A 23,982-nucleotide genomic window follows, 5' to 3' on the forward strand; every position below is an offset into this window, starting at 1 on the left:
CCGCGCGGAGCGCCTCAGTGCTCGCGCGGGGCGGGCACCACGCGCTCCACCTCGGGGTGGACGGTGAGCAGTTGGCGCATGGCCGTCTCGGCGGCCGTACCGTCGCCCGCGGCGAGCGCCTCGGCGATCCGGGCGTGGTGCGCCAGGGAGGCGTCGTTCGGCCGGTCGCACCCGGTGACGGGGCTCCCGGACACCTGGAGCGCGGCGGAGACGATCCCGGAGAGGTGCTCCAGCATGCGGTTGCCGGCGACCTGGATGAGCAGCGAGTGGAACTCGGCGTCCGCGCGCGAGAACGTCAGCGCGTCACCCTGGCTCATGGCGTGACCCATGATCTCGACCATGTCGCCGAGGCGCTGCTGCACGTCCTCCCGGCCGTGTCCGGCGGCGAGCCGCGCGGCGAGCGGCTCGATCGTCCAGCGCAGCTCGCTCAGCTCGCGACGCTGGTCGTCGCGCTGTGGCCCGAAGGCGCGCCATTCGATGATGTCGGGATCCAGAAGGTTCCAGTCGCTGACCGGGCGTACGCGGGTGCCGACATTCGGCCGCGCGCTGACCAGGCCCTTGGCCTCAAGGACGCGAAGGGACTCGCGGACGACGGTGCGGGAGACCTCGAATCGCTGGCCGATCTCCTCGGGGACCAGCGGGCGGTCGGCGCCCAGGTCGCCGGAGACGATCATCTGGCCGAGTTGTTGGACGAGTTGGCCGTGCAGGCCGCGTCCGCGGCTGCCCGCGGCACGTCGGCCCACACGGCCCAGCTCAGGTTCCGCGCTCTCCCAGGAGGGGGCCACGACGCGGTCGGCGGCGGGGGCCTCCGCGTACGGGTAGCGGTCGAGGTCGCCCGGACCGGACAGAGCGGAGTCCACGGAACGGGCGGAGGTCATCATGGTGTGCGCAAGGGTACTCACGGATCCTTTGTCGGCGTTGGCTCCAACTGCCTTGAGGGCTTTGGTGAAAAGCACACGAAAGGGTGATCGCTCACCCCGTCGCAATTGACGCCTTATCGGAAAGAAATGGGCTTTCCTCGGGGAGTTGTGCACATCCCGGTCCTGGAAGGGCTCGCACGGTCGTCATCGGACCCGGCTGCGCATCGTCGTGAGCAGATACGCGCAGAGCAGCGCGGTGAGGGACAACGCCAGCGCGCTGCCGACAGGTTGGGCGATCACCTTCGCCGCGGCGGTCAGATAGCGCTCCCCGCCCAAGGGCCACTGCGTCAGGAGCACCTCCCGCACCCTCATCGGGAACCCGGCGGCCGTTCGCACGGACGGTCCCTCGAAGACTTTCTGTACGAGCGGTACGACCACCACCGGCACGGCGAGCACGGCGGCGAGCCCCGCGGTCGTCGACCTGAAGACTCCGGCGGCGAGCACCCCGGCCCAGGCGCAGCCGATCACGAGCCCGAACCAACTCGCGCCCAGCGACACCCAGTCCGTGGGAACTTGTGCCAGCTCCGGTCCGTATACGAGATACAGCACTTCGGCGTCGACACCGACCGTGAGGGCGGCCAGGGCCAGCGCGGTGGCGGCGGAGACGAGGAGCTTGGCCGCGAGCAGCCCCAGGCGGCGGGGCACGGTGCCGCGGTCCGCCGCCAGGGCGGGGTGGCGGAACTCGTCGCCGAACGCGAGCGCGCCCAGCAGCCCGGCGCCGAGGGCGGCCGGGGGCAGCGGCAGCTCGCGCGGCCAGGCCACCAGCAGCCGCGCGTACGGGGTGTGCCCGATGCGGGCCAGCACGACAGCGGTCAGCGCCGACAGCACGAGCACGGCGGCGGCAGTGAGAAACCCCGTACCGATCCCGGCGGCCCGCCGCAGTTCGTAGCGGAGGGGGCGCAGGGGGCTGGGGGCGGGGCGCACGGAGATGGGGGGCGGGAGGTCGGGGAGGGGGTGGGGGGAGGGGGGGCGGAGGGGGGGAGGTGCCGTACCGGTGGGAGAGGGCTCGTCGGGGGCGGAGGGCGTTTCTGCGGAACACGGAGGGGTCTGGGCGGCGCTGGAGGACGGCTCGACGGGGGGCGGGGGGTGCTCGTCGGCACCCTGTGGGGCGGGCGGGCCTTCGCTCAGGGCTACGCCGTTCGGGTCGGCGGGGGCGGGGTCGTGGCCGACCGGCATGGCCCTCGCCGAGGTCGGGGCGGGGGTCGTTGACGGCTTGCCGTCCGGCGCGGAGTGCGAGTCCTCCGCCGCTGCGTGCGAGGTCTCCTCCTCGGAGGGCGTCCTCGTCGCCTCGGAGGGGGGCTCCTGCCGCGTTGCCACCACCGCCGGGGGCGGCCCGCTCTCCCCGTTCGGCGTATCGGCCCCCGGCAAGGCATGAGCGCCCGTCCCTGGCCCCATGTCGCCGATCTCGTCGGCGAGTTGGTGTACGAGGATGCCGTGCCGGAAGGCGGCCTCTCCGACGTCGGCGCAGGTGCTGCCGTACACCGAGAGGCGGCTGCCGCCTTCCCGTACGACCTCGACGGAGCGGTGGGCGGTGCGGGCCTCTCTGGTCAGCAGCGCGGCGAGACGGCCCGCGTGCGGGCTGCGGACGGCGACGCGGGGGCGGAGCCGGGTGCGGGCGAACTCGGTCGCGGTCTGGTCGGCGACGACCCGTCCCCGCTCCAGGGTGACGACCCGGTCGGCCTGTGCCGCGGCCTCTTTCGGGTCGGCGACGGTGAGCAGGACCGTGCCGCCCTGGCGGGCGTGGGCCCGCAGCGCGCCGTACAACCAGCGGTTCTCGCGGCCGGAGAGCCCGGCGGCGGGTTCGTCCAGGAGGAGGGTGTGCGGGTCGGAGAGGAGGGCGCAGGCCAGGCCGAGCCGACGGTCCATGCCGCGGGCGAGCATGCCGAGCCGCTCGTCGCGCAGGCTGATCAGGCCGACCGCCTCCAGTACCTCGTCGGCCCGTCGGACCGGTACTCCCGCCGCGGCGCACAGCATCCGCAGATGACCGCGCACGGTCCGGGCGGGGTGCCCGGGGACATCGCCGAGCAGGACGCCGACCTCGCGCGAGGGATGGGTGAGGCGGTGCAGTGGTCGGCCTCGGAAGTAGGTGGCTCCGCGTCCGTGTTGAAGTGCGAGCATCAGCCGGAGCACCGTCGTCTTGCCCGCGCCCTCTCCTCCGAGCAGCGCGGTGACCCGGCCCGCCCGCGCCTCAAGGGAGACGTCGTCGACGGTGGGCGGAAGGCCCTTGCGGGGAATGCTGGTCAGTCCGAACGCCTGGATCACCCGAAGCAAGATAGCGCGCTATGTCCGTTTTTTTGGGCACTGGGAGGCTCGCTCCGCCGAGCGGTGACCGCCAGCGCCCGGCTCGCCGTCAGGCATCGGGGTGGAGGTGCGTCAGGGATCGGGGCGGCAGTGCGTCACACCTCGGGGCGCAGCATCGGCGGATTGAGCAGCGTGGCACCGCCCGCTCGGAACAACTGGGCCGGGCGTCCGCCCTGGCGGGTGGTCGTGCCTCCGGTCGGGACCAGGAACCCGGGGGTGCCGGTGACCTTCCGGTGGAAATTGCGCGGGTCGAGGGCTACGCCCCACACCGCCTCGTACACCCGTCGCAGCTCACCGACCGTGAATTCGGGTGTGCAGAAGGCTGTGGCCAGCGACGAGTACTCGATCTTCGACCGGGCCCGCTCCACCCCGTCCGAGAGGATCTGGGCGTGGTCGAAGGCGAGCGGCGCGACCGGGTCGTCGTCGCGTCCGAAGCCGCCCTGTTGGAGCAGTTCCCCGACCGGGGCCCAGCGTGCGTTGCTGGCGTCGCCGCCCGCTCGTGGCGCGGGAAGGTCGGGGGCGAGGGCGAGGTGCGCGACGCTGACCACCCGCATCCGGGGGTCACGCCCGGGGTCGCCGTAGGTGGCGAGCTGCTCCAGGTGGGCGCCGGTCTCTGTGGCCGGGACGTCCGGGTCGTGCACGCACAGCCCTGTCTCCTCGGACAGTTCGCGCGCGGCCGCCTGTGCCAGGTCCTCGTCGGCCCGTACGAATCCGCCGGGCAGCGCCCACCGTCCTCGGAACGGCGCCTCGCCCCTGCGTACCGCCAGCGCACAGAGGGCATGACGTCGTACGGTCAGTACGACCAGGTCCACGGTGACGGCGAACGGCGGAAACGCTGACGGGTCGTAGGACATGCGGTGATCATAGTCGTCTGCCTGACGATAAACACGCCCTTCGTCGGCCGCATCACCGGCCGGCCCGGTTCCTTCCGCAAGGGGTCGTACTGTCTTCGCAAGGGGTCGCACCTGCGGCTCCGTCCTTCCGCTCCGCGTGGGAGCGATCGAGTCGTACGGGGTCACACCCCCAGTTGGAGGCCGTCGGCCGCCGCTTCGACCATGGCGAGGCCGAGGCGGCTGACGCGTAGGGAGAACGGGGCGCCCGCCACCCGGAGGTCGGTGAGGACGATCTCGCCCAGGGGTGCGCCGCGCAGCGGGCGCAGCCGCACCGTCCCGGCGGGGGCGTCGGGGCGGATTCCGGCGAGCGTGGTCAGGAGCAGGACCACGGCCGCGCCCGCGGTGGCGGCGGGTCGGCACGCCGCCGGGTGCGGCAGGGGCGCGCTCCCTTCCGTGCGCTGCTCCCCGGCGTACATCTCGGGCAGCCGGTGGTCGAAGGACTCGGCGGCGGACAGTACGCCTCTGAGCAGCGCTGTCGCCTCCTTCTCGTGGCCCGCGGCGGCCAGGCCCGCGACGGCGACCGCCGTCTCATGGACGCGTACGGCCCCGCTGCGGTGCCCGAACGGGTTGTAGCCGACGTCCTTGGTGCCGAGCCCGCGCAGTCCCCACCCGGAGTCCATGACCGGGCTGCCCAGGAGCCGTGCGACCTGCTGCGTCCGCACCTTGTCCAGCAGCCCCGGCGCCTGCTCTCCCCCGCCGAGCAGGCCGGTGTCGAGCAGGTGCGCGAATGCCGCGCTCAAGTGCGGGCCGGGCCGTGGGTGCGGGGCGGGCCATGGGCGCGGGACGGACCGTGGGCGCGGGACGGGCCGTGGGTGCGGGACGGACCGTGGGTGCGGGACGGGGCTTCCGTCCGGGATGGGCCCCGCCGTACGGGCCGTGGCCGCGACCGCTGGACGTCCGCTGCCCATGTCATCGATCCAGAACCGTTCCCTGAATTCCGTGCGCAGCCGGTGGGCCCATTCGCGTAGCTCGCCTCCGCCCGGTCTCCCGTAGGAGTCGAGCAGATCCGCGCCGAGTGTCGCGGCCCGGTGGGCGTGGGCCTGTGTTTCGCAGCGGAGCAGGCCGCCGGGTGATGGGTCGGGCAGGAAGGTGCCCTGGCCGACGGTTGTCCGCAGCCAGGTCAGACAGCGCTGTGCCGCGGGCAGCAGTTCCTCGGTGTCCTGCTCGGGTATGCCCCAGCGGCGGGCCTCCGCGAGGAGGACGGGGAAGAGGAGGGTGGCTTCCGTGCCTGTGCAGGCGGGTGGCAGGTGCACGCCGGCGTCGCGAAGCGGGCCCGGGATCATGCCGGACTGCCGTGCCGGTCCGGCGAGTTGGGTGCGGGCGAGGCTGCGCAAGGTGCCGACGGCCAGCCGTGTGCCGAGGGGCAGCGTCATTCTGGCGGCGGCCAGCGCCTCGGCCGGGGCCGGTCCGCAGCGCCAGGGTGCTCCTGCCGCGAGATACACGTCCGAGGGATGGTCGGGGTCGCGCAGGAGCAGGGCCTGGAGGTCGTCCACGCTGGTCCTCAGAAGCGGACCCGGCCTGGGGTCGTCGCCTGTCGCCCGCGCCGGGGCCAGTGGGCTCGTCGCCGCTCGCGCTCGCCCCACCGGCCGTATCGGGCCCTTGCCGTCGAGGCGTATCCGTAGCTCCAGGGTGGTGCTGGCGCCGGGCGGGAGCACGAGTTCCCAGCGCAGCAGTCCGGCGGATGCCAACGCGTCCGAGGGTGGTGGGTCCGCGGTGACGGAGGCGGCCCCTGTCGTGGAGGACCAGCGCAGGCCGGAGTCGTGGACGGCGGCGGCCAGTTCGGGGCCGGAGGTGCCTGACGCTATGGCGCCCAGGGTGGCGAGGTCCGTGGCGAGAGCCACCTCGACGGGCAGCTTCAGTGGTCGTGCCGCCGCGCTCCGCAGGGTGATCGACTCTCTGCCGTCCGCGTGCCGCGTCCGTTCCACCAGGACATCCGGGTCCGGTCCCGGGTGCGGACCCGGGACCGGTGAGACCCGCAGGGTTCCCGTGAAACGCGCGCTGTCGGCGGTGAGCATCCTGGCCTGCACCGCGAGGGGTTCACGGCCCGCGATCCGAAGCCGGCAGCGGGAGAGCAGACGCCGACCGGCCAGGTAGAAGCCGTCCAGGCCGTGTCCGGTCAACTGCCCGTGCTCCGTGGAGATCGCCATACCGGGGAGGCTGACGCAGGTGAGGATGCGGTGGGCGGGAGGGAGGCCGAACGGGCGGCGGGGCTGCGACGGCGGCGCTGCCTGTACGGGCGGTGATGCGGCTCGCTGTGACGGGGCAGCCCGCTGAGACGGGGCGGCTCGTCGTGGTGGTACGGCCTCATGGGGCGTGGCGGCCTCGTGCGGCATTGCGGCCTCGTGTGCCGGTACGGCGCGTGGCGCTCCGGGGAGAACGGCCGGAGAGTCCCGTAGCTGGCGTGGAAGTGGTGGGAGCCGGTCCTTTCCCGGCGGTGTCACCGGGAAGGGGTTGCGGGGCGGCGAGGCCGCCGGGGTCCGTGGTCGGCGGCGGGCGTCGGCGAGGTCGGAGAGGCCGGAGGGGTCGGAGAAGTCGGCGTGGTCGTCGGTGTCCGACGGCGGGATCGGTCGATGCATGGGCGGCTTCTTCCGCGCGCGGTGCGCCTCGTTCGGGTTCGGCGGCAGGTGGCGGAGCGCCGATCGGCAGGGGCGGCGCGGCGGCACCTCCCCTCCAGGCGCTCCGCCACTCAGGTGAACGGGGCGGGGGTCGCCGTGGTCACGCCCGTGATCGGACAACCTGACCAAAAGCAAGGCCGATCGGAGCGAACGCGCGTCGGTCTTCGACGCGCCTGCCCGTCGGGCGCCGTGGGACAGGGCGGCAGCCGTGCATGCGCGCTGATGGGGTGGCGTACTTCGCGCGGGACACGCGGTTGCCGACCGGTGGTCGGTCCTCAGCAGCAGATTCCGTAAGCGCTTCAGCCAAGACCGTTCACTCCGCGGCATCGGTGCCGCCGTTTCCGGGCTGGGCGCCGCCGGTGCAGGGGCGGGTGCCAGGGGTGGTCCCGCCCGTGAACGTGCGGGGCCGTGTCACGCGTGCCGGCGTCGCTGCCGGACGCGTCAGGCTCGCCGCGGCAGGGGGCCGACGGGCACCGCGCTCCGCGGTACGGCCGTCCGGGCGCGCGGTGTGCGAGGGGCCGGTGGCCCCGCCGACGGAACGGGGGCGCCTGCGGCGTCGGGCGGATGTGGCGTCGGAAGGGCCGGACAGGTCCGGGCCAGCCGGACCGGCCGGATGAGGCGATGGCCCCGGCTCGACGACTGGTGCGGTGAGGTCGGCGGAGTTCGTGGCGTGGTCGGCCACCGGCGCGTCTCCGGGAGTTCCCGCATGGCGGGGATCCTCGTCCTTGTGAGGAGTCCCGGCGTGCCGGGAGGCCCCGCCGTTGCCAGGAGCCCCGCCACTGCCAGCGGCTCCGCCATTTCCACGAGCCTCGCCATGGCCAGCGGCCTCGGCGTCGCCCGGAGCCGAGCCACCTCCAGATGCCGCCGGGACGATCACCGCGCCCTGCCCACCAGCGGTCTCACTGGCAGACCCTCCTTCATCGGCCGCTGCCTCGGTGTTCCCCGTGAGCGTTCGGCCCGTGCGCTGACCGCGCAGGCAGCGTCGGATGGCCTCCGGGTCGAGTTCCTCGCTGATCGCTTGGTGCAGCAGGCGGGCGAACAGGTAGTCGATGTCGGCACCGAGGGCCATGGCCAAAGCCTCGCGGGCCTCCAGGTCGTCGCCCGTGGACCAGGCGACCCAGCCGGCCAGAGTGAGGGGGGCGGCGGCGTGTTCGGTGTAGGCGCCCACGCAGCGCCGGGCGAGGGCGCGCCAGAGCCGCAGCGCGGGTGCGGCCTCGTCGCCCTCCATCCATTCCGCCGCGTGGTCACGCGTCGTGCGGTCCTGGAGGCCGAGGATGAGAGTTGCGGCTTCCTCGTGGGTGAGCAGTTCGTCGTCGCGCAGGTCGGCCAGGAGCGTCCCCGACACGCCGGGGGCCTCGGCGAGTCGGCGCATGACGTCTTCGGCGCGGTGCAGGGTCTCGGCCGCCACGGTCGCGCGGCTGGAGTTGTCGAGGAGCCTGGGGACCAGGGCCGCGCCGGCCTTGTCCAGCGCCGCCTCCTGCGCCAGTGCGGCGGCCGACTCCAGGGGTTGGAGCCTGGCCCGCATTTCGCGCAGTGTGCCGCGCACCTGGAGCCCCGCGTAGGTCGCCGCGGCGGCCAGGACCGAGGTGCCCGGCAGCCCCATGGCCGTCCCTTCGGGCGGGCAACAGCGCGGTGTCTCGCAGCAGTAGGACCAGAATCGGCCGTCGGAGACGCAGAGTGCCTCGATGACCGGTACGTCCAGGTTGCCGCACTCCACACGCAGGTGCTGGGCGAGGTCGTGCAGCCTGTTCCTCACCTCCTGGCCCGTCTCGCCCGGCGCGGGCTCCTGACAGACGTAGGCGACGATCTGTTCGGGCCGGGCGCCTCGGCGTTCGCCGGCCGTGATCAGCCCGTGGGCCAGTTGCTTGGCGACGGACGCCCAGTCGTCGGGGTTGGTCGGGATGCCGAGCCGGGCCCGGCCGCCGAACCGTCCCCGTCCGTTCTTGTCGTGCAGGGCGACGAGCACGATGCTGTCCTCGGGCCGGTACCCGAGCAGGTACGGCAGTGCGTCGGCCAGTTCGGCGGGCGAGCGAAGGGTGACCTGTTGGGAGGAGCCGTGTCCCATGTACGCGGTGATGTCGCCGTTGTCTCCTTGCCTGCGTGCGTGGTTGATCCGGTGGTTGATGTCGTGGTTGTCGAAAGGTCCAGTGGATTCCCCGTGGTTCGTCATGTCTCGACGATCTCGCGGATTCCAATCTTCCGCTTGGGCCTGTGGATAACTCCGATCAGGGACACATCATTCAGCGTCAACCGTCGTCCCACGGCCGTCGGCTCTTCCCACCCCCATCGCGCCAGAACCACCACCCCGACCAGCTGATTTCGAGTTCGGTGCAGGAGGCCGCGTTAGATGAGCACCCACAGCGAGTTGACTTCAAGCAAGGCCAAGAGCAGAAGAATGGCCCGTCGTCGCCTTCTGACCGGCGCCGGAGCCACGGGGGCGGCAGCCGTGGCCGCCCAACTCGCCGCGCCCGGAGCCTCGGCGGCCACGCGGCGCACCGACCTCTTCCACTACTGGGAGACCCAGCAGAGATCCCTCGGCTACTCACAGGGCGTCCGGGTCGACGACACGGTCTGGATATCGGGTACCGCCGCCCTGGACAGGGAATTCACTCCCGTCTCGCCGGGCGACCTGCCCGACCAGATGGCCTTCGTCTACCGACGCATCAGGGAGAGCCTCGCCAAGTACGGCCTCGACTTCCGGCATGTCGTACGGGAGAACATGTACGTCACCGACATGCCCGCCCTGGTCGAGGCCCTGCCGTATCGCAGAGGCATCTACGGTGCCGGCCCCTTCCCCACCTCCACGACGGTCCAGGTCAACCAGCTTCTCGTCCCAGGGCTGATGATCGAGATCGAGGTGACCGCCTGTAGGGCGCTGCCGTAGAGCGAGCCTCCACGGTGCCGTCACACCCCTCTGCTCAGCTCACGCCGATGAAGCGAGCACGAGTGGCAGTACGTTCCCGCTGCCCGCCCGACGCAGCAGCCGGGCCGCGACTGCGAGGGTCCAGCCCGACTCGGTGTAGTCGTCCACGAGCAGGACGGGCCCCGGGACCCGGGCCAGCGCACCGGCCAGTTCCTCGGAGACGGTGAACGCGTCGGACAGCGCCTTCAGACGCTGCGCGGAGTTGCTGCGTCGGACGACGTGCGCGTCGCTCTGTCCGACGTAGGTCAGGGAGCCCAGCAGTGGCAGTTGCCCTACGCGCGCGATGCCCTCGGCGAGGGACGACACCAGGCGCGGGCGGCTCAGTGACGGCACGGCGACGACGCCCACGGGCCTGGCCGCTGCGTCCGGCCCGGTGGTCGCCCAGCCGCCCGGGGAGCGCGCCCAGTCGGCGAGAACGGCCACAGCGGCGCGTAGGACGTCGTCGGGGACGGGTCCGTCGGGCGCGTTCACGGCGAGGAGCGGGCGCAGGCGGTTGCCCCAGCCGATGTCCGAGAGGCGGCCCAGGGCGCGGCCGGTGGCGCCCTGTTCGCCGGCCGGGATACGGCCCTTGAGGTCGACGCCGAGCGCGGGCATCCCCGTCGGCCACATCCGGCGGGGCTCGACCTCCACGCCCGGCCGGTCCAGTTCCTTCTCCGCCCCGGTCAGCGCCTCCGCGGAGACGGAGGAGGCGATCCAGGCCCCCGCGCAGATGTCGCAGCGTCCGCAGGGGGCGGCGTCCGGGTCGTCCAGTTGGCGCCGCAGGAACTCCATCCGGCACCCGTCCGTTGTCACGTATGCGCGCATGGCCTGCTGCTCACCCGCCCGCTGCCGTGCCACGCGCGCGTACCGCTCCGAGTCGTACGCCCATGCCTCCCCGGTGGAGATCCAGCCGCCCTTGACCCGCTTGACGGCCCCGTCCACGTCGAGCACCTTCAACATGGTCTCCAGCCGGGTGCGCCGCAGGTCCACCGCCGCTTCCAGGGCGGGTACGGACAGCGGTCGGCCCGCCTCGGCGAGGGTGGCGAGGGTCTGGCGGACCAGTTCCTCGCGCGGGAAGGCGGTATCGGCGAAGTAGCGCCAGATCGCCTCGTCCTCCTTCCCTGGCAGCATCAGGACGTCGGCGTGGCGCACACCGCGCCCCGCGCGCCCCACCTGCTGGTAGTAGGCGATCGGTGAGGAAGGTGAGCCGAGGTGGACCACGAAGCCCAGGTCGGGCTTGTCGAACCCCATGCCGAGTGCGGAGGTCGCGACGAGCGCCTTGACCCGGTTCTCCAGCAGGTCGTTCTCGGCCTGGAGCCGGTCCGCGTTCTCCGTACGGCCCGTGTACGACGCGACCGTGAAGCCGCGCTGTCGCAGGAACGCCGTGGCCTCCTCGGCCGCCGCCACGGTGAGCGTGTAGATGATCCCCGAGCCCGGCAGTTCGTTGAGGTGCTCGGCCAGCCAGGCGAGGCGGTGAGCGGCGTCCGGGAGTTCGATCACACCGAGCCTGAGGCTCTCGCGGTCCAGCGATCCCCGCAGCACCAGCGCCTCGCCCGCGCCGGTCCCCAGTTGCTCGGCCACGTCCGCGGTGACGCGCGCGTTGGCGGTCGCCGTCGTGGCCAGTACCGGCACGCCGGGGGCCAGCTCGGTGAGCATGGCCCGCAGCCGACGGTAGTCGGGGCGGAAGTCGTGTCCCCAGTCGGAGATGCAGTGCGCCTCGTCGACCACCAGCAGCCCGGTCGTGGCCGCGAGTTTGGGCAGCATGTGCTCCCGGAAGTCGACGGAATTCAGACGCTCCGGGCTGACGAGGAGCACGTCGGTCTCGCCGCGGCCGACCTCCTCGTGGATCGTGTCCCACTCCTCCGGGTTGGCCGAGTTGATCGTGCGCGCGCGGATCCCGGCGCGTGCCGCCGACTCCACCTGGTTGCGCATCAGCGCCAGGAGCGGCGAGACGATCACCGTAGGACCGGCACCGCGCCGGCGCAGCAGCGCGGTCGCGACGAAGTACACGGCCGACTTGCCCCAGCCGGTGCGTTGCACCACCAGCGCGCGGCGGCCCTCCCGGACCAGTGCCGCCACCGCCTGCCACTGGTCCTCCCGCAGCCGCGCCGAGCCGCCGGGGTCACCGACCAGCTCGGCGAGGATGGCATCGGCTTCGGCGCGGAGTTCCAGATCGTCCATGCCTCCATGCAACCCGATGGGACCGACACTCGGCCACCCGCGCCCCCGCGAGCGGTCCGGCTCCGGACGGTTCCGGGTGGAGTGGGCTCGGCGTCCCCACCGGCGCCACCCAGCGGGTCTGCCTCAGCCCTCGCGCGGGCCAGGCCGGTGCCGGCCTCACGCGGGCCAGCACCAGACCTCACCCTGGCCTGCACCGGCCTCACGCGGGCCAACACCGACCCTCACCCTGGCCTGCACCGGCCCTCACCTGGTCCGGCACCGGCCTCACCGGGGCCTGCACGGCCCCTCGCGCGGGTCTGCCGCGCCCTGTGCGGACCGAGCGGACGGGACGGCGGCGGGTGCGGTGCCTGTGGGGCGCCGGGTGATCGGCGCGGGCGGTGGGGGCGGCCCCGGCAGCGAGCCCCCGCACCATGCGTCACCAGGTGACCCATTGGGTAGGGATATAAGCCACGCAGCAGCAGATACGGGTCGGTGGCCCCATTTGCTCGTTGCCGCATCCCAGTTCGACAGGAAGAATTGAAGTCCGCTCCCCGCACGGCCCGGCCGTGGTCCGGAAGGGCTTCGCTGCGGTGTGCGCTCCCCCGACCAGACCCCGCCCGCAGTGCGGGCGCGTAGCCGAAGGGAGGATCGTGACCTTCGGATTCGCTCCGTCCTCCGCAGCATCTACGTCGTCCTCGGCAGACCTGTCCGCCGCCTCCACCAACCCCTTGGCCCGCACACTGGAACCGGCGGAGTGGGCCGCCGCGGGCATCCCCCTCCTTCGCAGTCCGAGGGAAGTCGTCAGCGGGCTGTACTCCCGCCACCGCCCGATACCGCTCACCGCCGTCGTGGCGGTGCTCGATCCCGACGAGCGGCTGCTGGCCAGCGCGTCGTTCAAGCGGCGATCGGTGCCGGCGGACGGCTGGATGCTGCGCAACTCCCTGCTCTCCCAGCTGCGCCGGGTCATCCCGCACGACCTGCGCCGCCGCACCCCGGTACGTACGGCGGTGCTGCTCTACTGCCGGGAGGGCGACGCCCGTTGGACGGAAGAGGACGGGGCCTGGATGTGGGGGCTGCGTGACGCCTGCACGCTGCACGGACTGCGCTGCGGGGCGTACATCACCTTGACCCGGGACGGCTGGCAGGTCCTCGGAGAGGGGCGGGGTGGGCGACGCCCCAGCATCGGCTCGACGCCCGAGCCCTTCGCCACCGCCGAGGCACCCCCTCCGCTGCCGCGCACCGGAGGAGTCGCGTCGGAGATCCTGAGCCGCGCGGCGGCCCGCTGAGTCCCGACGGCACGGGATTCCCGGTCGACTCCCGGGACCTCGTGCCGTCCCGCACAGGACCTGCGGCACGCCACACACCACGGCCTCGGCCCGCCCGGTCCCCAGCGGGCCCGGGCCGGACGACCGCATCGCGCGCCGGTCCTCCGGCAGACCGAAGCACCGGCCTTGTGCTGCCCGTTCAGGGCAAAAGCCGGTGCGTCCTCCGTGCACTTGCGCCACCACGGGGGCGACAGTCGCCGCCTCCGCGCCCCGCGGGGTGCCGGGCCGGACTCAGGCGTCCGTGCCCAGCACTGTGTTGATCTTCTTCAGATCGCCGCAGACGATCAGAAGGGCACTCGCCCTGCTGAGCGCCAGCGGCAGCACGGTGGCGGCGGTGTCGTCGGAGTCACCGTTGACGGCGACCACGACGACGGGGCGGGACGCGGCACGACTCGCCACGGCGGCGTCTGCGTAGAAGACGTCGTCGCGTGCGTCGTGCTGCGCCCAGTACGAGGCTTCCCCGAAGGTCAGCTCGTGCGTGGCCCACGGATGGCGTTCACCGGTGGTGAGCACCAGGACGTCACCGGGGGCGCGGCCCGAGTCGAGCAGCAGGTCCACGGCCTCCTCGGCGGCGTCGAGAGCGCCTTCCACCGAGGCCGGGATCAGCTGGATCTGCGGGGTCGCCGACGTCTGGGACGGGGCGGCGGGGGCAGCGGGGCCCGACGTTCCGGGCTTGGCGGGGGCCACCTCACGCGGCGCGCGTTGCACGGGCGGCGCCGGCCGGACCGGGCCGGGACGACCGGGGCGCGACGGAGCCGCGGGGCGGGGCCCAGGTACAGGACGGGGGGTCGGCGCGGTACGGCCGGTGGCCGGCGTGGCGCGGGGACCCTGGGCACTCTCGTGAATCTGAGGCTCCTCGGGGATGAGAGGCATGAGCTGATTTTTATCAAACGCTGGTACGGCACACACAGGCGGGTGGCACATATGTGCGAGCGGAGTCGTCAGAAGTCGAAGCCGAGCTGACCTTCGATCCTCGGAACGCTTCCTTCCGCCCAGTCGCGGGCCTTCTTGAGGTGCCGCCACTGGGGCAGCGCATCAAGATACGCCCACGACAACCGGTGGTACGGGGTGGGTCCCCGCTCCTCCAATGCGGCCTTGTGGACGGGTGAGGGATACCCGGCATTGTCCGCAAAACCGAAGTCTGCATGGTCGATACCCAGTTCGGCCATCATTTTGTCGCGCTGAACCTTGGCGATCACCGAGGCCGCCGCGACGGCCACACACGACTGGTCACCCTTGATCACCGTGCGCACCCGCCATGGCGTCCCGAGGTAGTCGTGCTTGCCGTCGAGTATCACCGCGTCGGGCCGCTCGGGCAGTGCTTCCAGCGCGCGTACGGCGGCCAGGCGCAGCGCGGCTGTCATGCCCCGCTCGTCGATCTCCTCGGGAGAGGCGTGCCCGAGGGCGTAGGACCGCACCCAGGTGTGCAGTTCCCGCGCGAGCGCGGTGCGTCGTTTGACGGTGAGCAGCTTGGAGTCGGTGAGCCCGTCGGGCGGTCGACGCAGTCCGGTGATCGCCGCGCAGACGGTGACGGGACCGGCCCACGCACCCCGCCCGACCTCGTCGACACCGGCAATGATCTTCGCTCCGGTCGTGGCGCGGAGTGAGCGCTCGACGGTGTGAGTAGGCGGTTCGTACGGCATGGCGTCCTTAGCGTACGCCGCCCGGCTCACCGTGTGACACCCCGGCTCCCCCAACGGCCCGTACGACCGACGGAAACCGGCCTCACCGGCCGCCTTGTCCCGGCGGCGGCATCATCAACTGGCCGGTCGTGGTGCCGAGATCCCGGTCCGGCCGTTCGCTCGCACGAATCTTTGCGCGGCACATCGCCTTGGCCGGGATGATGTCCGGGGCAGGGCCGTTCATCGTCCGGGGGCGCGCCTCGCCCGCTTCGTTCCACGGGCGATCACGTCCCTCATCAGCTTGATCGCGGGCTCGACCACTTCGCCGAAGTCACGGCAGGGAAGTGATCGGCCTGTCCGGGGTCGCATTCGTACATCACCGGGCGCGGAGCGAACCCGGCCGGGAGAGCGGGCGGCCGACACCGTGCGGCAACACCCATCAGGCCGACACCCGCGAGGCAACACCCGTCAGGCCGACAGGCCGACACCCGACAGGCCGACACCGTGAGGCAACCCGTCAGGCCGTCCCCATCAGGCCGACACCCGTCAGGCCGCCCCCGGGACCCACTCGGGCAGCGTCTCCACCCGCCCGGCCCAGTCCGCCGGTGGGGCGCCCGCCGTGCCCGCGGCCAGCACGCCGCCCACGATGGCGCAGGTCGTGTCCACATCGCCCCCGACCTGGGCGGTCGTCCAGAACGCCTGCTCGTAATCGCCGAGGGAGCGCGCGGCGGACCACAGGGCGAAGGGCACGGTGTCGTGGGCCGTCGTACGCCGTCCGCAGCCGAGTACCGCGGCGACGGTGGCCGCGTCAGCGTAGTCGAGCATGTCGCGGGCCCGCCGCAGTCCGGCGCCCACCGCGCTTCTGGGGATCAGGGCGACGACGCCGTCGAGGAGTGCCTCGGGAGCGGGCGGACCGTCGGGAGCGGCGGCCAGGGCGGCAGCCGCGGCGACCGCCATGGCACCGACCACGGCCTCACGGTGCTGGTGCGTCGGGTAGGCGGAGATCTCGGCTTGGTGAGTGGCCTGCTCGGGGTCGTCGGCGTACCAGGCGCCGAGCGGCGCGATCCGCATCGCCGCACCATTGCCCCACGACCCCTGCCCGTTGAAGAGCGCGGCCGACAGCTCCCGCCAGTCGCCGCCTTCTCTGACCAGCCGCAGGAGGCGGTTGACGGCGGGGCCGTATCCGCGGTCGAAGTCGTGGCGCCGGGCGAAGGACGCCGCGAGGGCGTCCTGGTCGATGCGGTGGTGCGCGGCGAGGACGGTGACGACGGAGCAGGCCATCTCCGTGTCGTCGGTCCATTGCCAGGTTCCGTCGGGCAGCTCGCGGCGCTTGAGCAGCGGATGGTTCACCGGGACGAAGAACTGGGAGCCCAGCGCGTCACCCACCGCCAGTCCGCGCAGGCTGGCCAGGGCGCGCCCCAAGCGCCCGTCGGAGGAGGTGTCAGCGGTCATCGCTCTGTCACTCTATCCAGTGATTTCGTCTAATCGGTCATTTTGTATGGTTCCGGATCGCGCCAACGGTCGAAAGGGCGGTCCAGGGTGTATTTGCCGTCGTTTCCGAGAACGAGCATCCTCACCTCACCGTTCCCGGGATTGGACAGTGACTCGAATTCGTCGACCGTCCAGTGGAACCAGCGCATGCAGAACAGCCGCATCGCGAGGCCATGGGTCACCAGCAGCACGTTCGGCGGGTGGTCGGGCGCCTCGAAGCTGCGGTAGAGGCTCTCCAGGAAACCCCCGACCCGGTCGTACACGTCGGCGCCGCTCTCCCCTTGGGCGAAGCGGTAGAAGAAGTGTCCGTAGGCGTCCCGGTACGCCTTCTGCAGGCGTACGTCGTCGCGGTCCTGCCAGTTGCCCCAGTCCTGCTCGCGCAGCCTGGGTTCCTCCCGCACCCGTATCAGCCCGGGGTCGAGGTGGAAGGCGCGCAGGGTCTCGTGGGTGCGCCGGTACGGGGAGACGTAGACGCTGACGCGCTCCCTCCCGAGCACGTCACGCAGCCCTTTGCCCGCCTCCTCGGCCTGCCGCCAGCCTCGCTCGGTCAGGGCGAGCGCGTGGTCGGGCTCGCGCTCGTACACGGTGTCATCAACATTGCCCGTTGACTCTCCGTGGCGGACAAGGACGATGCGCCGTGGTCGTGCCATGCCGAAACCCTAGATCGGGTCACGCCGTACCGAGCACTCCCACCGGCTCCATACGGCGTACGTCACACATTTTCTGCACCCCCGGTCACACACGGCGCACGACTCCCGTGGGCAGCAGGGCCCCCGGTTGCCACTGGATACCGCTGGTTGCCGCTGTGCCGCTGTCCGGCGCGACCGGTCTGGACGGTCGGACCGGTCAGACCGTCCAGGAGGGCTCCATCTCCACGATGTCCCCGGTGAGGGCGGCGACGTCGGCCTCGATCTGGGCACGCAGCGCCAGCCGCTCGATCCGCTCGGTGCGGTATTTGCCGTGCTCGGCGGCCGACTGCCACATGGAGAGCACCATGAACTCATGTCCGGGCGCCTCGGCGAACAGACCCCTGACCATTCCCGGGGAGCCGGCCATGGCGGGGTTCCAGACCTTCTCCTGCATGAGCGTGAAGTTGTCGACGCGCTCTTCATGGATGCGGGCCAGGGCCACACGGATCAGGTCGGCGTCGGTGAACCGCGGCTCGAAGCCGGTCTTCACGTCGAAGCGGTGGTCGAACAGCCGTACCTGGGCGTCCGTGAACGTCCCGGACTGGGCCGAGGCGAGCCGGTCGTGGGAGCGCGCCATGAAGGAGTCGTAGAAGGCGCGGGTCTCCCAGAAGGAGAAGATGTGCGCCACCGACGTGCGTCCCCGGCTCCAGCCTCCGCCCTGTCCCCGAAACCCCGGCTCCCCCAGAAGCCCCGCCCACTTCCGCTGCCCCCGCTCGAAGCCCCGACGGTCCTCCACGGTGCAGCGAATCCACTTGACCAGCACCGCGCCATCGTACGGCCCGAAGCCCTACGGCGGTCCCGGTCAGCGGGAGCGCACACGCGCACGGCGGGGCCTTCGCATGGCAGGATGGACAACCGGCCCTGTTCCCTGGGCAGTTCGGGGTGGGCCCGGACGGGAAGCACGAGAAGCACGAGAAGCACGGACAGCACGGGGCAGCGCGGGGAAGGGGTACAGCCGGTGAACAATCTCGCCAAGGGCATCCGCAAGGTCGAGATCTCGGTGAAGTGGGATCCGAGTCCGGCAGGGCAGCCGCCGACCGATCTCGACCTGGTGGCGGCGACGTACTTCGCCGACGCTCCCGAGGGCGATCCCGCCTATGTCGTGCACTTCGACAGCCGCTCCCCCGACGGCACGATCACCCTCAGCCGGGACAGCAAGGACGGCAAGGGCTTCGGCTGGGACGAGGTGCTGACGGTGGAGCTGGAGCGCCTGGACGCCCGCTACGCGCGCGTAGTGGTCGGTGTCGCCATCCAGCAGCGTCCGGGCCGCCGGACCTTCGTCAGCGTCGGCAACCCGAAGCTCCAGATCCGTGAGGGCTACACCGACCTGGCCGCCGACGAATTCGGCGCCGTCCTCGGTGCCACGGCGGCGACAGTCGGCGAGTTCCTCCGTTCCGACTCGGGGGCCTGGGACTTCCACCCGGGCGTTCATGGATACGAGGACGACCCCGGGGACTTCGCCAGGATCATGGGAACCGTCACACGCCCCTGACCGTTCTTCCCCTACCCCTGCCTCCTCTGTACCAGCCCCCGCCGACGCACTTGAACACGCACCGAGGGGACCGACCCTAGGCCGGTCCCCTCGGAAATCGCAGGTCAGCTGCGCTCAGACAGAGCGCCGGGGTGCACGCCCCGGCGCCGTGTGCCCGCTGCTCAGCTGCAACCGCTGGTCGAGCCGCAGCCCTCGCAGATGTAGCAGGACCCGGCCCGCTGCATCTTCGTGCCGCAGGAGAAGCAGAGCGGCGCGTCGGCCTGGATGCCGAGTTGCATCTCGACCAGTTCGGCGCTGGTGTGCGCCTGCTGCTGGGCGGGCTTGGGTGCCTCGACCTCGGCCCGGGGCGTGGCGACGGCCTTGAGTTCCTGGGCGCGCGGTGCCGACTGGGCGAGGCCCTCGACGTCGACGTCGTCGTCCAGCGGCTCGTAGGACCCCGTCTCCAGGTGACGCTGGCGCTCCTCGGCGGAGTGGATACCGAGGGCGGAACGCGTCTCGAAGGGCAGGAAGTCGAGCGCCAGGCGGCGGAAGATGTAGTCCACGATCGACTGGGCCATGCGGACATCGGGGTCGTCCGTCATACCGGCCGGCTCGAAGCGCATGTTGGTGAACTTCGAGACGTACGTCTCCAGCGGCACGCCGTACTGCAGGCCCACCGACACGGCGATCGAGAAGGCGTCCATCATGCCCGCGAGGGTCGACCCCTGCTTGGACATCTTGAGGAAGACCTCGCCGAGACCGTCGTCCGGGTAGGAATTGGCGGTCATGTAACCCTCGGCGCCGCCGACCGTGAAGGACGTCGTGATCCCGGGGCGGCCCTTGGGAAGGCGCTTGCGGACCGGGCGGTACTCCACGATCTTCTCGACCTTGGGCTCCGCGGCGGACTGCTCGGCCGGCTTCTCCGCCGGCTCCTTCTTCTTGGCGGAGAGCGGCTGGCCGACCTTGCAGTTGTCGCGGTAGATGGCGAGGGCCTTGATGCCCAGTTTCCATGCCTCGAAGTAGATCTCCTCGACCTCCTCGACGGTCGCCGTCTCCGGCATGTTGACCGTCTTGGACAGGGCGCCGGAGATCCAGGGCTGGATGGCGGCCATCATGCGGACGTGACCCATCGGGGAGATGGAGCGCTCGCCCATGGCGCAGTCGAAGACCTCGTAGTGGTCGGGCTTGAGGCTGGGGGCGTCGATCACATTGCCGTTGTCGGCGATGTGGGCGACGATCGCCTCGATCTGCTCCTCCTGGTAGCCCAGGCGGCGCAGGGCCTGCGGGACGGTGCCGTTGACGATCTGCATCGAGCCGCCGCCGACCAGCTTCTTGAACTTGACCAGCGCGAGGTCGGGCTCCAGGCCGGTGGTGTCGCAGGACATCGCCAGACCGATGGTGCCGGTGGGGGCGATGACGGACGCCTGGGAGTTGCGGAACCCGTTCCTCTCGCCGAGCCGCTGGACGTCCTGCCACGCCTCGGTGGCGGCGGCCCAGATCGGCGTGTCGAGGTCGTCCACGCGGACGGCCTTGCCGTTGGCGTCGGCGTGCTGCTTCATGACGCGGTTGTGGGCGTCGGCATTGCGCGCGTAGCCGTCGTACGGGCCGACCACGGCCGCCAGCTCGGCGGAACGGCGGTAGGCGGTGCCGGTCATCAGGGAGGTGACGGCACCGGCGAGGGCACGGCCGCCGTTGGAGTCGTAGGCGTGTCCGGTCGCCATCAGCAGGGCGCCGAGGTTGGCGTAGCCGATGCCGAGCTGGCGGAACGCGCGTGTGTTCTCGCCGATCTTCTGGGTCGGGAAGTCCGCGAAGCAGATGGAGATGTCCATCGCCGTGATGACCAGCTCGACGACCTTGGCGAAGCGCTCGGCCTCGAAGGACTGGCTGCCCTCGCCGTCGTCCTTGAGGAACTTCATGAGGTTCAGCGAGGCGAGGTTGCAGGACGTGTTGTCCAGGTGCATGTACTCGCTGCAGGGGTTCGAGCCATTGATCCGGCCCGATTCCGGGCAGGTGTGCCAGTGGTTGATGGTGTCGTCGTACTGGATGCCCGGGTCGGCGCAGGCCCAGGCGGCCTCGGCCATCTTGCGGAAGAGCGCCTTGGCGTCGACCTCCTCGATGATCTCGCCGGTCATACGGGCGCGCAGGCCGAACTTCTCGCCGCTCTCCACGGCCTTCATGAACTCGTCGTTCACCCGGACCGAGTTGTTCGCGTTCTGGTACTGGACGGACGTGATGTCGTCGCCGCCCAGGTCCATGTCGAAGCCCGCGTCGCGCAGGGCGCGGATCTTCTCCTCTTCCTTGACCTTGGTCTGGATGAAGTCCTCGATGTCGGGGTGGTCGACGTCGAGGATGACCATCTTCGCGGCGCGGCGGGTGGCGCCACCGGACTTGATCGTTCCGGCGGAGGCGTCGGCGCCACGCATGAAGGAGACCGGGCCGGAGGCGTTGCCGCCGGAGGACAGCAGTTCCTTGGAGGAGCGGATCCGGGAGAGGTTCAGGCCGGCGCCGGAGCCGCCCTTGAAGATCATGCCCTCTTCCTTGTACCAGTCGAGGATCGACTCCATGGAGTCGTCGACGGACAGGATGAAGCAGGCGGAGACCTGCTGCGGCTGGGCGGTGCCCACGTTGAACCACACGGGGCTGTTGAAGCTGAAGATCTGGTGCAGGAGGGCGTAGGCCAGCTCGTGCTCGAAGATCTCGGCGTCAGCGGGCGAGGCGAAGTACTTGTAGTCCTCACCGGCCTTGCGGTACGTCTTCACGATGCGGTCGATCAGCTGCTTGAGGCCGGTCTCTCGCTGCGGGGTGCCGACGGCACCCCGGAAGTACTTGCTGGTGACGATGTTGACCGCGTTCACCGACCAGAAGTCGGGGAACTCGACGCCACGCTGCTCGAAATTGACCGAGCCGTCGCGCCAATTGGTCATGACGACGTCACGGCGCTCCCAGGCCACCTCGTCGTACGGGTGCACGCCCGGGGTGGTGTGGATGCGCTCGATACGCAGGCCCTTGCTCGCCTTGGCCCCCTTGGCTCGGGAACCTCGTGCCGGACCGCTCGCCGTCTCTGTCATGCCGCCTCCCTGTACGGGCAAAAACGCCCTGAAATGCCACGATGTTCCCGCGACACATTGTTCTGTCTGGTTCTGCGGGGGCACCCTCACGCTGCCGCCCGCAACAAATGTTCGATTACCGCCGTCCGGCCGGCCTCGGTATCCCGCGGTCCGGTTCCGGCCCGCCTGTCAGCCGGCGGCAGGAGCGGGCTCGGGGACCTCAGCGGTCCCGCCGGGCCCGCGGTGGTCTTCTCGGCCCCCCGCGTCAGCGTCCTCACCGTTGCCGCGGTCCTCGTCGTCCGCGGCGGAGTCGCCCGTCTCCCTGAGTTCCGTGATCGCCGCCTCGAAGTCCTCAAGCGAGTCGAAGGCCCGGTAGACGGAAGCGAACCGCAGATAGGCGACGAGATCGAGCTCCTGCAAGGGGCCGAGTATGGCCAGACCCACGTCGTGGGTGGTCAGCTCGGCGCTTCCGGTGGCCCGCACCGCCTCCTCGACCCGCTGACCGAGCTGAGCGAGTGCGTCCTCCGTGACAGGCCGCCCCTGGCATGCCTTGCGCACACCGTTGATGACCTTGGTACGGCTGAAGGGTTCGGTGACTCCGGACCGCTTCACCACCATGAGCGAGCACGTCTCCACGGTCGTGAAACGACGGGAGCAGTCAGGGCACTGGCGGCGCCTGCGGATCGACGTGCCGTCGTCGGTCGTACGACTGTCGACGACGCGGCTGTCGGAGTGCCTGCAGAAGGGACAGTGCATGATCTCCCAACCCTCCTCACAGCAGACTCATTGGCCTCGCGGGGCCCATCGGGCCCCTCGAAGCAGCCACCAGCATAGGCGATCGCCGGGGGCCCGAAGACCCGGGGGACCACAACTTCTGGGCCGCTGATGCAATCCAACCACTAGATGTGGGGATTGGCTCATACAAACACGCCGAACCGTGTGTCGTGGCGGTGGCGACAATCCGCCACGCGTGCGCACCGTCGCGCCTCGCGCGCGCACCGTCACGACAGGCACAGCGGACACAGATGCGCGAACCCGCACCACCGGGCGCGGGTGGGGAGATACCGTGAGCGCCACAAGGAGGTGGCGTGGGACTCTCGCGCAAGCGGAGGCCCCTGCCCTGTCGACGGGACGCCGACTGGCAGACTGGGGCGATCCCACAAGGGTCACGACCCGGCGGTGAAGCGTACAGCAATACACCTCTTTGTCTGCCGGTGAACGCGCCAGCCATACACCCCGTTGCGAGATCACGTCCGGTGCTTCAACGTTTTTCACTCGAACGTGTGTTTGGCGCAACCTTTCGAAAGCAACTACCGTTGTGCAGCAGGGAGACCATCGAGAGGGGCCGCCGTGACCACCACCGCAGACAGTGCCATCATCACCGCCCAGGACCGCTCCCAGGGCCGACTCGAGCCGGTGCATGCGATGAACGAAGCCACGAATCCCGAGGGGCAAAAGCGCTCCCTGCCTGGCCGACCTCCAGGCATCCGGGCGGACAGCTCGGGGCTGACCGACCGGCAGCGCCGGGTGATCGAGGTCATCCGGGACTCGGTGCAGCGCCGCGGCTACCCGCCGTCGATGCGGGAGATCGGCCAGGCGGTCGGTCTGTCCAGCACCTCGTCCGTGGCACACCAACTGATGGCCCTGGAGCGCAAGGGCTTCTTGCGCCGCGACCCGCACCGCCCGCGCGCGTACGAGGTACGTGGCTCCGACCAGGCCACGTCCGCGCAGCCGACGGACACCGCGGGCAAGCCCGCCGCGTCGTACGTCCCGCTGGTCGGCCGGATCGCCGCCGGTGGACCGATCCTCGCCGAGGAGTCGGTCGAGGACGTCTTCCCCCTCCCCCGCCAGCTCGTCGGTGACGGTGAGCTGTTCGTGCTGAAGGTCGTGGGTGACTCCATGATCGAGGCCGCGATCTGCGACGGGGACTGGGTGACGGTCCGCCGTCAGCCGGTCGCCGAGAACGGTGACATCGTCGCCGCGATGCTCGACGGCGAGGCGACCGTCAAGCGCTTCAAGCGGGAGGACGGGCATGTGTGGCTGCTGCCGCACAACGCCGCGTACGAGCCCATCCCGGGCGACGACGCGACCATCCTCGGCAAGGTCGTGGCCGTACTGCGCCGCGTGTGAACATCGCGGCGGGCGGGCACGACACGGCCCGCTTCCCTGACCGGGCCCCGGGACCCCTGCGCCGGTTCCGGGGCCCTGTGCTGTTCCTGACTCCGCCTTGACGTGATGTGCGCCGGGTCGCCGTCATGGTCTGGGTCTCAGCCGTGCCGACAGGCGCCTGGGTGCGGTCGCACAGACTGGGCGCGCGGACTTCATCGCGCTTGCTTGAGGCCCTTGCGCTCGGTCTTCTTGAGGGCCATTGCGCTCGGTTCTGAGGGACGTCGTGGGCCTTGAGGGCGTCGTGCCTGCTGGGGGCCTGGTGGGGGGGGGGGGCCCCCCCCCGGGGGGGGGGGGCCGCCCCCCCCCCCCCCCCCCCCCGGGAACCCCCCCCCGGGGGGGGGGGGGGGCCCCGGCCCCCCCCCGCCCCGGGGCCCCCC

Annotated in this window: 17 protein-coding genes; 4 read left to right on the plus strand and 13 right to left on the minus strand. The window is 71.4% G+C overall.

Features of this window, described 5'->3' with window-relative positions:
* Window positions 1-14: 14 nt before the first annotated feature.
* The 5 genes from ACIQNG_RS34625 to ACIQNG_RS34645 all read right to left on the minus strand — a co-directional run bounded on the left by ACIQNG_RS34625 (window position 15) and on the right by ACIQNG_RS34645 (window position 8,899).
* Complete coding sequence (locus ACIQNG_RS34625; RefSeq protein WP_401425362.1) at window positions 15-902, minus strand: FadR/GntR family transcriptional regulator; 888 nt, start codon at window positions 900-902, stop codon at window positions 15-17.
* 162 nt (window positions 903-1,064) lie between these two features.
* Window positions 1,065-3,182, minus strand: coding sequence for an ATP-binding cassette domain-containing protein (locus tag ACIQNG_RS34630; protein WP_401490662.1), 2,118 nt, complete (start codon window positions 3,180-3,182; stop codon window positions 1,065-1,067).
* A 134-nt stretch (window positions 3,183-3,316) separates the two neighbouring features.
* Entirely contained in the window at window positions 3,317-4,075 is a 759-nt protein-coding gene (locus ACIQNG_RS34635) for an NUDIX domain-containing protein (RefSeq protein WP_401490664.1), read from the minus strand.
* Between the two features lie 161 nt (window positions 4,076-4,236).
* Window positions 4,237-6,261 (minus strand): glycogen debranching N-terminal domain-containing protein, encoded by a 2,025-nt coding sequence (locus tag ACIQNG_RS34640; RefSeq protein WP_401490666.1) that lies wholly within the window; start codon window positions 6,259-6,261, stop codon window positions 4,237-4,239.
* 781 nt (window positions 6,262-7,042) lie between these two features.
* Window positions 7,043-8,899, minus strand: coding sequence for a DUF4192 family protein (locus ACIQNG_RS34645; RefSeq protein WP_401490668.1), 1,857 nt, complete (start codon window positions 8,897-8,899; stop codon window positions 7,043-7,045).
* Between the two features lie 177 nt (window positions 8,900-9,076).
* Between ACIQNG_RS34645 and ACIQNG_RS34650 the strand changes: the two genes are divergently transcribed.
* Window positions 9,077-9,613: a RidA family protein gene (locus ACIQNG_RS34650; protein ID WP_401490670.1), complete on the plus strand. Its 537-nt coding sequence runs from the start codon at window positions 9,077-9,079 to the stop codon at window positions 9,611-9,613.
* Between the two features lie 39 nt (window positions 9,614-9,652).
* On the opposite strand, the gene ACIQNG_RS34655 is transcribed toward ACIQNG_RS34650, so the two are convergent.
* Window positions 9,653-11,812 (minus strand): RecQ family ATP-dependent DNA helicase, encoded by a 2,160-nt coding sequence (locus ACIQNG_RS34655; protein ID WP_401490672.1) that lies wholly within the window; start codon window positions 11,810-11,812, stop codon window positions 9,653-9,655.
* A gap of 629 nt (window positions 11,813-12,441) precedes the next feature.
* Here ACIQNG_RS34655 and ACIQNG_RS34660 point away from each other — a divergent pair.
* Window positions 12,442-13,077: a hypothetical protein gene (locus ACIQNG_RS34660; protein WP_401490673.1), complete on the plus strand. Its 636-nt coding sequence runs from the start codon at window positions 12,442-12,444 to the stop codon at window positions 13,075-13,077.
* A gap of 270 nt (window positions 13,078-13,347) precedes the next feature.
* Here the strand turns inward: ACIQNG_RS34660 and ACIQNG_RS34665 are convergent, their stop codons facing one another.
* From ACIQNG_RS34665 to ACIQNG_RS34685, 5 genes are all read right to left on the minus strand, one after another.
* Window positions 13,348-13,989 (minus strand): hypothetical protein, encoded by a 642-nt coding sequence (locus ACIQNG_RS34665; protein ID WP_401425343.1) that lies wholly within the window; start codon window positions 13,987-13,989, stop codon window positions 13,348-13,350.
* 68 nt (window positions 13,990-14,057) lie between these two features.
* The gene (locus ACIQNG_RS34670; RefSeq protein ID WP_401425341.1) at window positions 14,058-14,759 is read right to left on the minus strand and encodes a ribonuclease HII; all 702 of its coding nucleotides are present in this window, start codon (window positions 14,757-14,759) and stop codon (window positions 14,058-14,060) included.
* A gap of 525 nt (window positions 14,760-15,284) precedes the next feature.
* Window positions 15,285-16,190: an ADP-ribosylglycohydrolase family protein gene (locus ACIQNG_RS34675; protein ID WP_401490675.1), complete on the minus strand. Its 906-nt coding sequence runs from the start codon at window positions 16,188-16,190 to the stop codon at window positions 15,285-15,287.
* 29 nt (window positions 16,191-16,219) lie between these two features.
* A complete protein-coding gene (locus ACIQNG_RS34680; protein WP_401425337.1) occupies window positions 16,220-16,879 on the minus strand; it encodes a histidine phosphatase family protein in 660 nt (219 codons plus the stop codon).
* A 196-nt stretch (window positions 16,880-17,075) separates the two neighbouring features.
* Complete coding sequence (locus ACIQNG_RS34685) at window positions 17,076-17,681, minus strand: YdbC family protein (protein ID WP_401425335.1); 606 nt, start codon at window positions 17,679-17,681, stop codon at window positions 17,076-17,078.
* Window positions 17,682-17,876: 195 nt separating this feature from the next.
* On the opposite strand from ACIQNG_RS34685, the gene ACIQNG_RS34690 reads away from it, so the two are divergent.
* A complete protein-coding gene (locus ACIQNG_RS34690) occupies window positions 17,877-18,410 on the plus strand; it encodes a TerD family protein (RefSeq protein WP_401425332.1) in 534 nt (177 codons plus the stop codon).
* A gap of 161 nt (window positions 18,411-18,571) precedes the next feature.
* Here the strand turns inward: ACIQNG_RS34690 and ACIQNG_RS34695 are convergent, their stop codons facing one another.
* Together ACIQNG_RS34695 and nrdR are read right to left on the minus strand one after the other, a co-directional pair.
* Entirely contained in the window at window positions 18,572-21,457 is a 2,886-nt protein-coding gene (locus ACIQNG_RS34695) for a vitamin B12-dependent ribonucleotide reductase (protein ID WP_401425329.1), read from the minus strand.
* Window positions 21,458-21,625: 168 nt separating this feature from the next.
* Window positions 21,626-22,192, minus strand: a complete 567-nt coding sequence (gene nrdR / locus ACIQNG_RS34700; RefSeq protein WP_401425326.1) for a transcriptional regulator NrdR — start codon at window positions 22,190-22,192, stop codon at window positions 21,626-21,628.
* 594 nt (window positions 22,193-22,786) lie between these two features.
* Between nrdR and lexA the strand changes: the two genes are divergently transcribed.
* The gene (gene lexA / locus ACIQNG_RS34705) at window positions 22,787-23,566 is read left to right on the plus strand and encodes a transcriptional repressor LexA (RefSeq protein WP_401425324.1); all 780 of its coding nucleotides are present in this window, start codon (window positions 22,787-22,789) and stop codon (window positions 23,564-23,566) included.
* The last annotated feature ends 416 nt before the right edge of the window (window positions 23,567-23,982 follow it).

The sequence above is a fragment of the Streptomyces sp. NPDC091377 genome (genome assembly GCF_044757045.1).
In the GTDB taxonomy this organism is placed as follows: Bacteria; Actinomycetota; Actinomycetes; order Streptomycetales; family Streptomycetaceae; genus Streptomyces.

What these genes read in the sequence shown, in the direction of transcription:
- ACIQNG_RS34635 (WP_401490664.1), bottom strand. Translation starts at nt 4,075, where the DNA reads ATGTCCTACGACCCGTCAGCGTTTCCGCCGTTCGCCGTCACCGTGGAC.
- ACIQNG_RS34640 (WP_401490666.1), bottom strand. Translation starts at nt 6,261, where the DNA reads ATGGCGATCTCCACGGAGCACGGGCAGTTGACCGGACACGGCCTGGAC.
- ACIQNG_RS34645 (WP_401490668.1), bottom strand. Translation starts at nt 8,899, where the DNA reads ATGACGAACCACGGGGAATCCACTGGACCTTTCGACAACCACGACATC.
- ACIQNG_RS34650 (WP_401490670.1), top strand. Translation starts at nt 9,077, where the DNA reads ATGAGCACCCACAGCGAGTTGACTTCAAGCAAGGCCAAGAGCAGAAGA.
- ACIQNG_RS34655 (WP_401490672.1), bottom strand. Translation starts at nt 11,812, where the DNA reads ATGGACGATCTGGAACTCCGCGCCGAAGCCGATGCCATCCTCGCCGAG.
- ACIQNG_RS34665 (WP_401425343.1), bottom strand. Translation starts at nt 13,989, where the DNA reads ATGCCTCTCATCCCCGAGGAGCCTCAGATTCACGAGAGTGCCCAGGGT.
- ACIQNG_RS34670 (WP_401425341.1), bottom strand. Translation starts at nt 14,759, where the DNA reads ATGCCGTACGAACCGCCTACTCACACCGTCGAGCGCTCACTCCGCGCC.
- ACIQNG_RS34675 (WP_401490675.1), bottom strand. Translation starts at nt 16,190, where the DNA reads ATGACCGCTGACACCTCCTCCGACGGGCGCTTGGGGCGCGCCCTGGCC.
- ACIQNG_RS34680 (WP_401425337.1), bottom strand. Translation starts at nt 16,879, where the DNA reads ATGGCACGACCACGGCGCATCGTCCTTGTCCGCCACGGAGAGTCAACG.
- ACIQNG_RS34695 (WP_401425329.1), bottom strand. Translation starts at nt 21,457, where the DNA reads ATGACAGAGACGGCGAGCGGTCCGGCACGAGGTTCCCGAGCCAAGGGG.
- nrdR (WP_401425326.1), bottom strand. Translation starts at nt 22,192, where the DNA reads ATGCACTGTCCCTTCTGCAGGCACTCCGACAGCCGCGTCGTCGACAGT.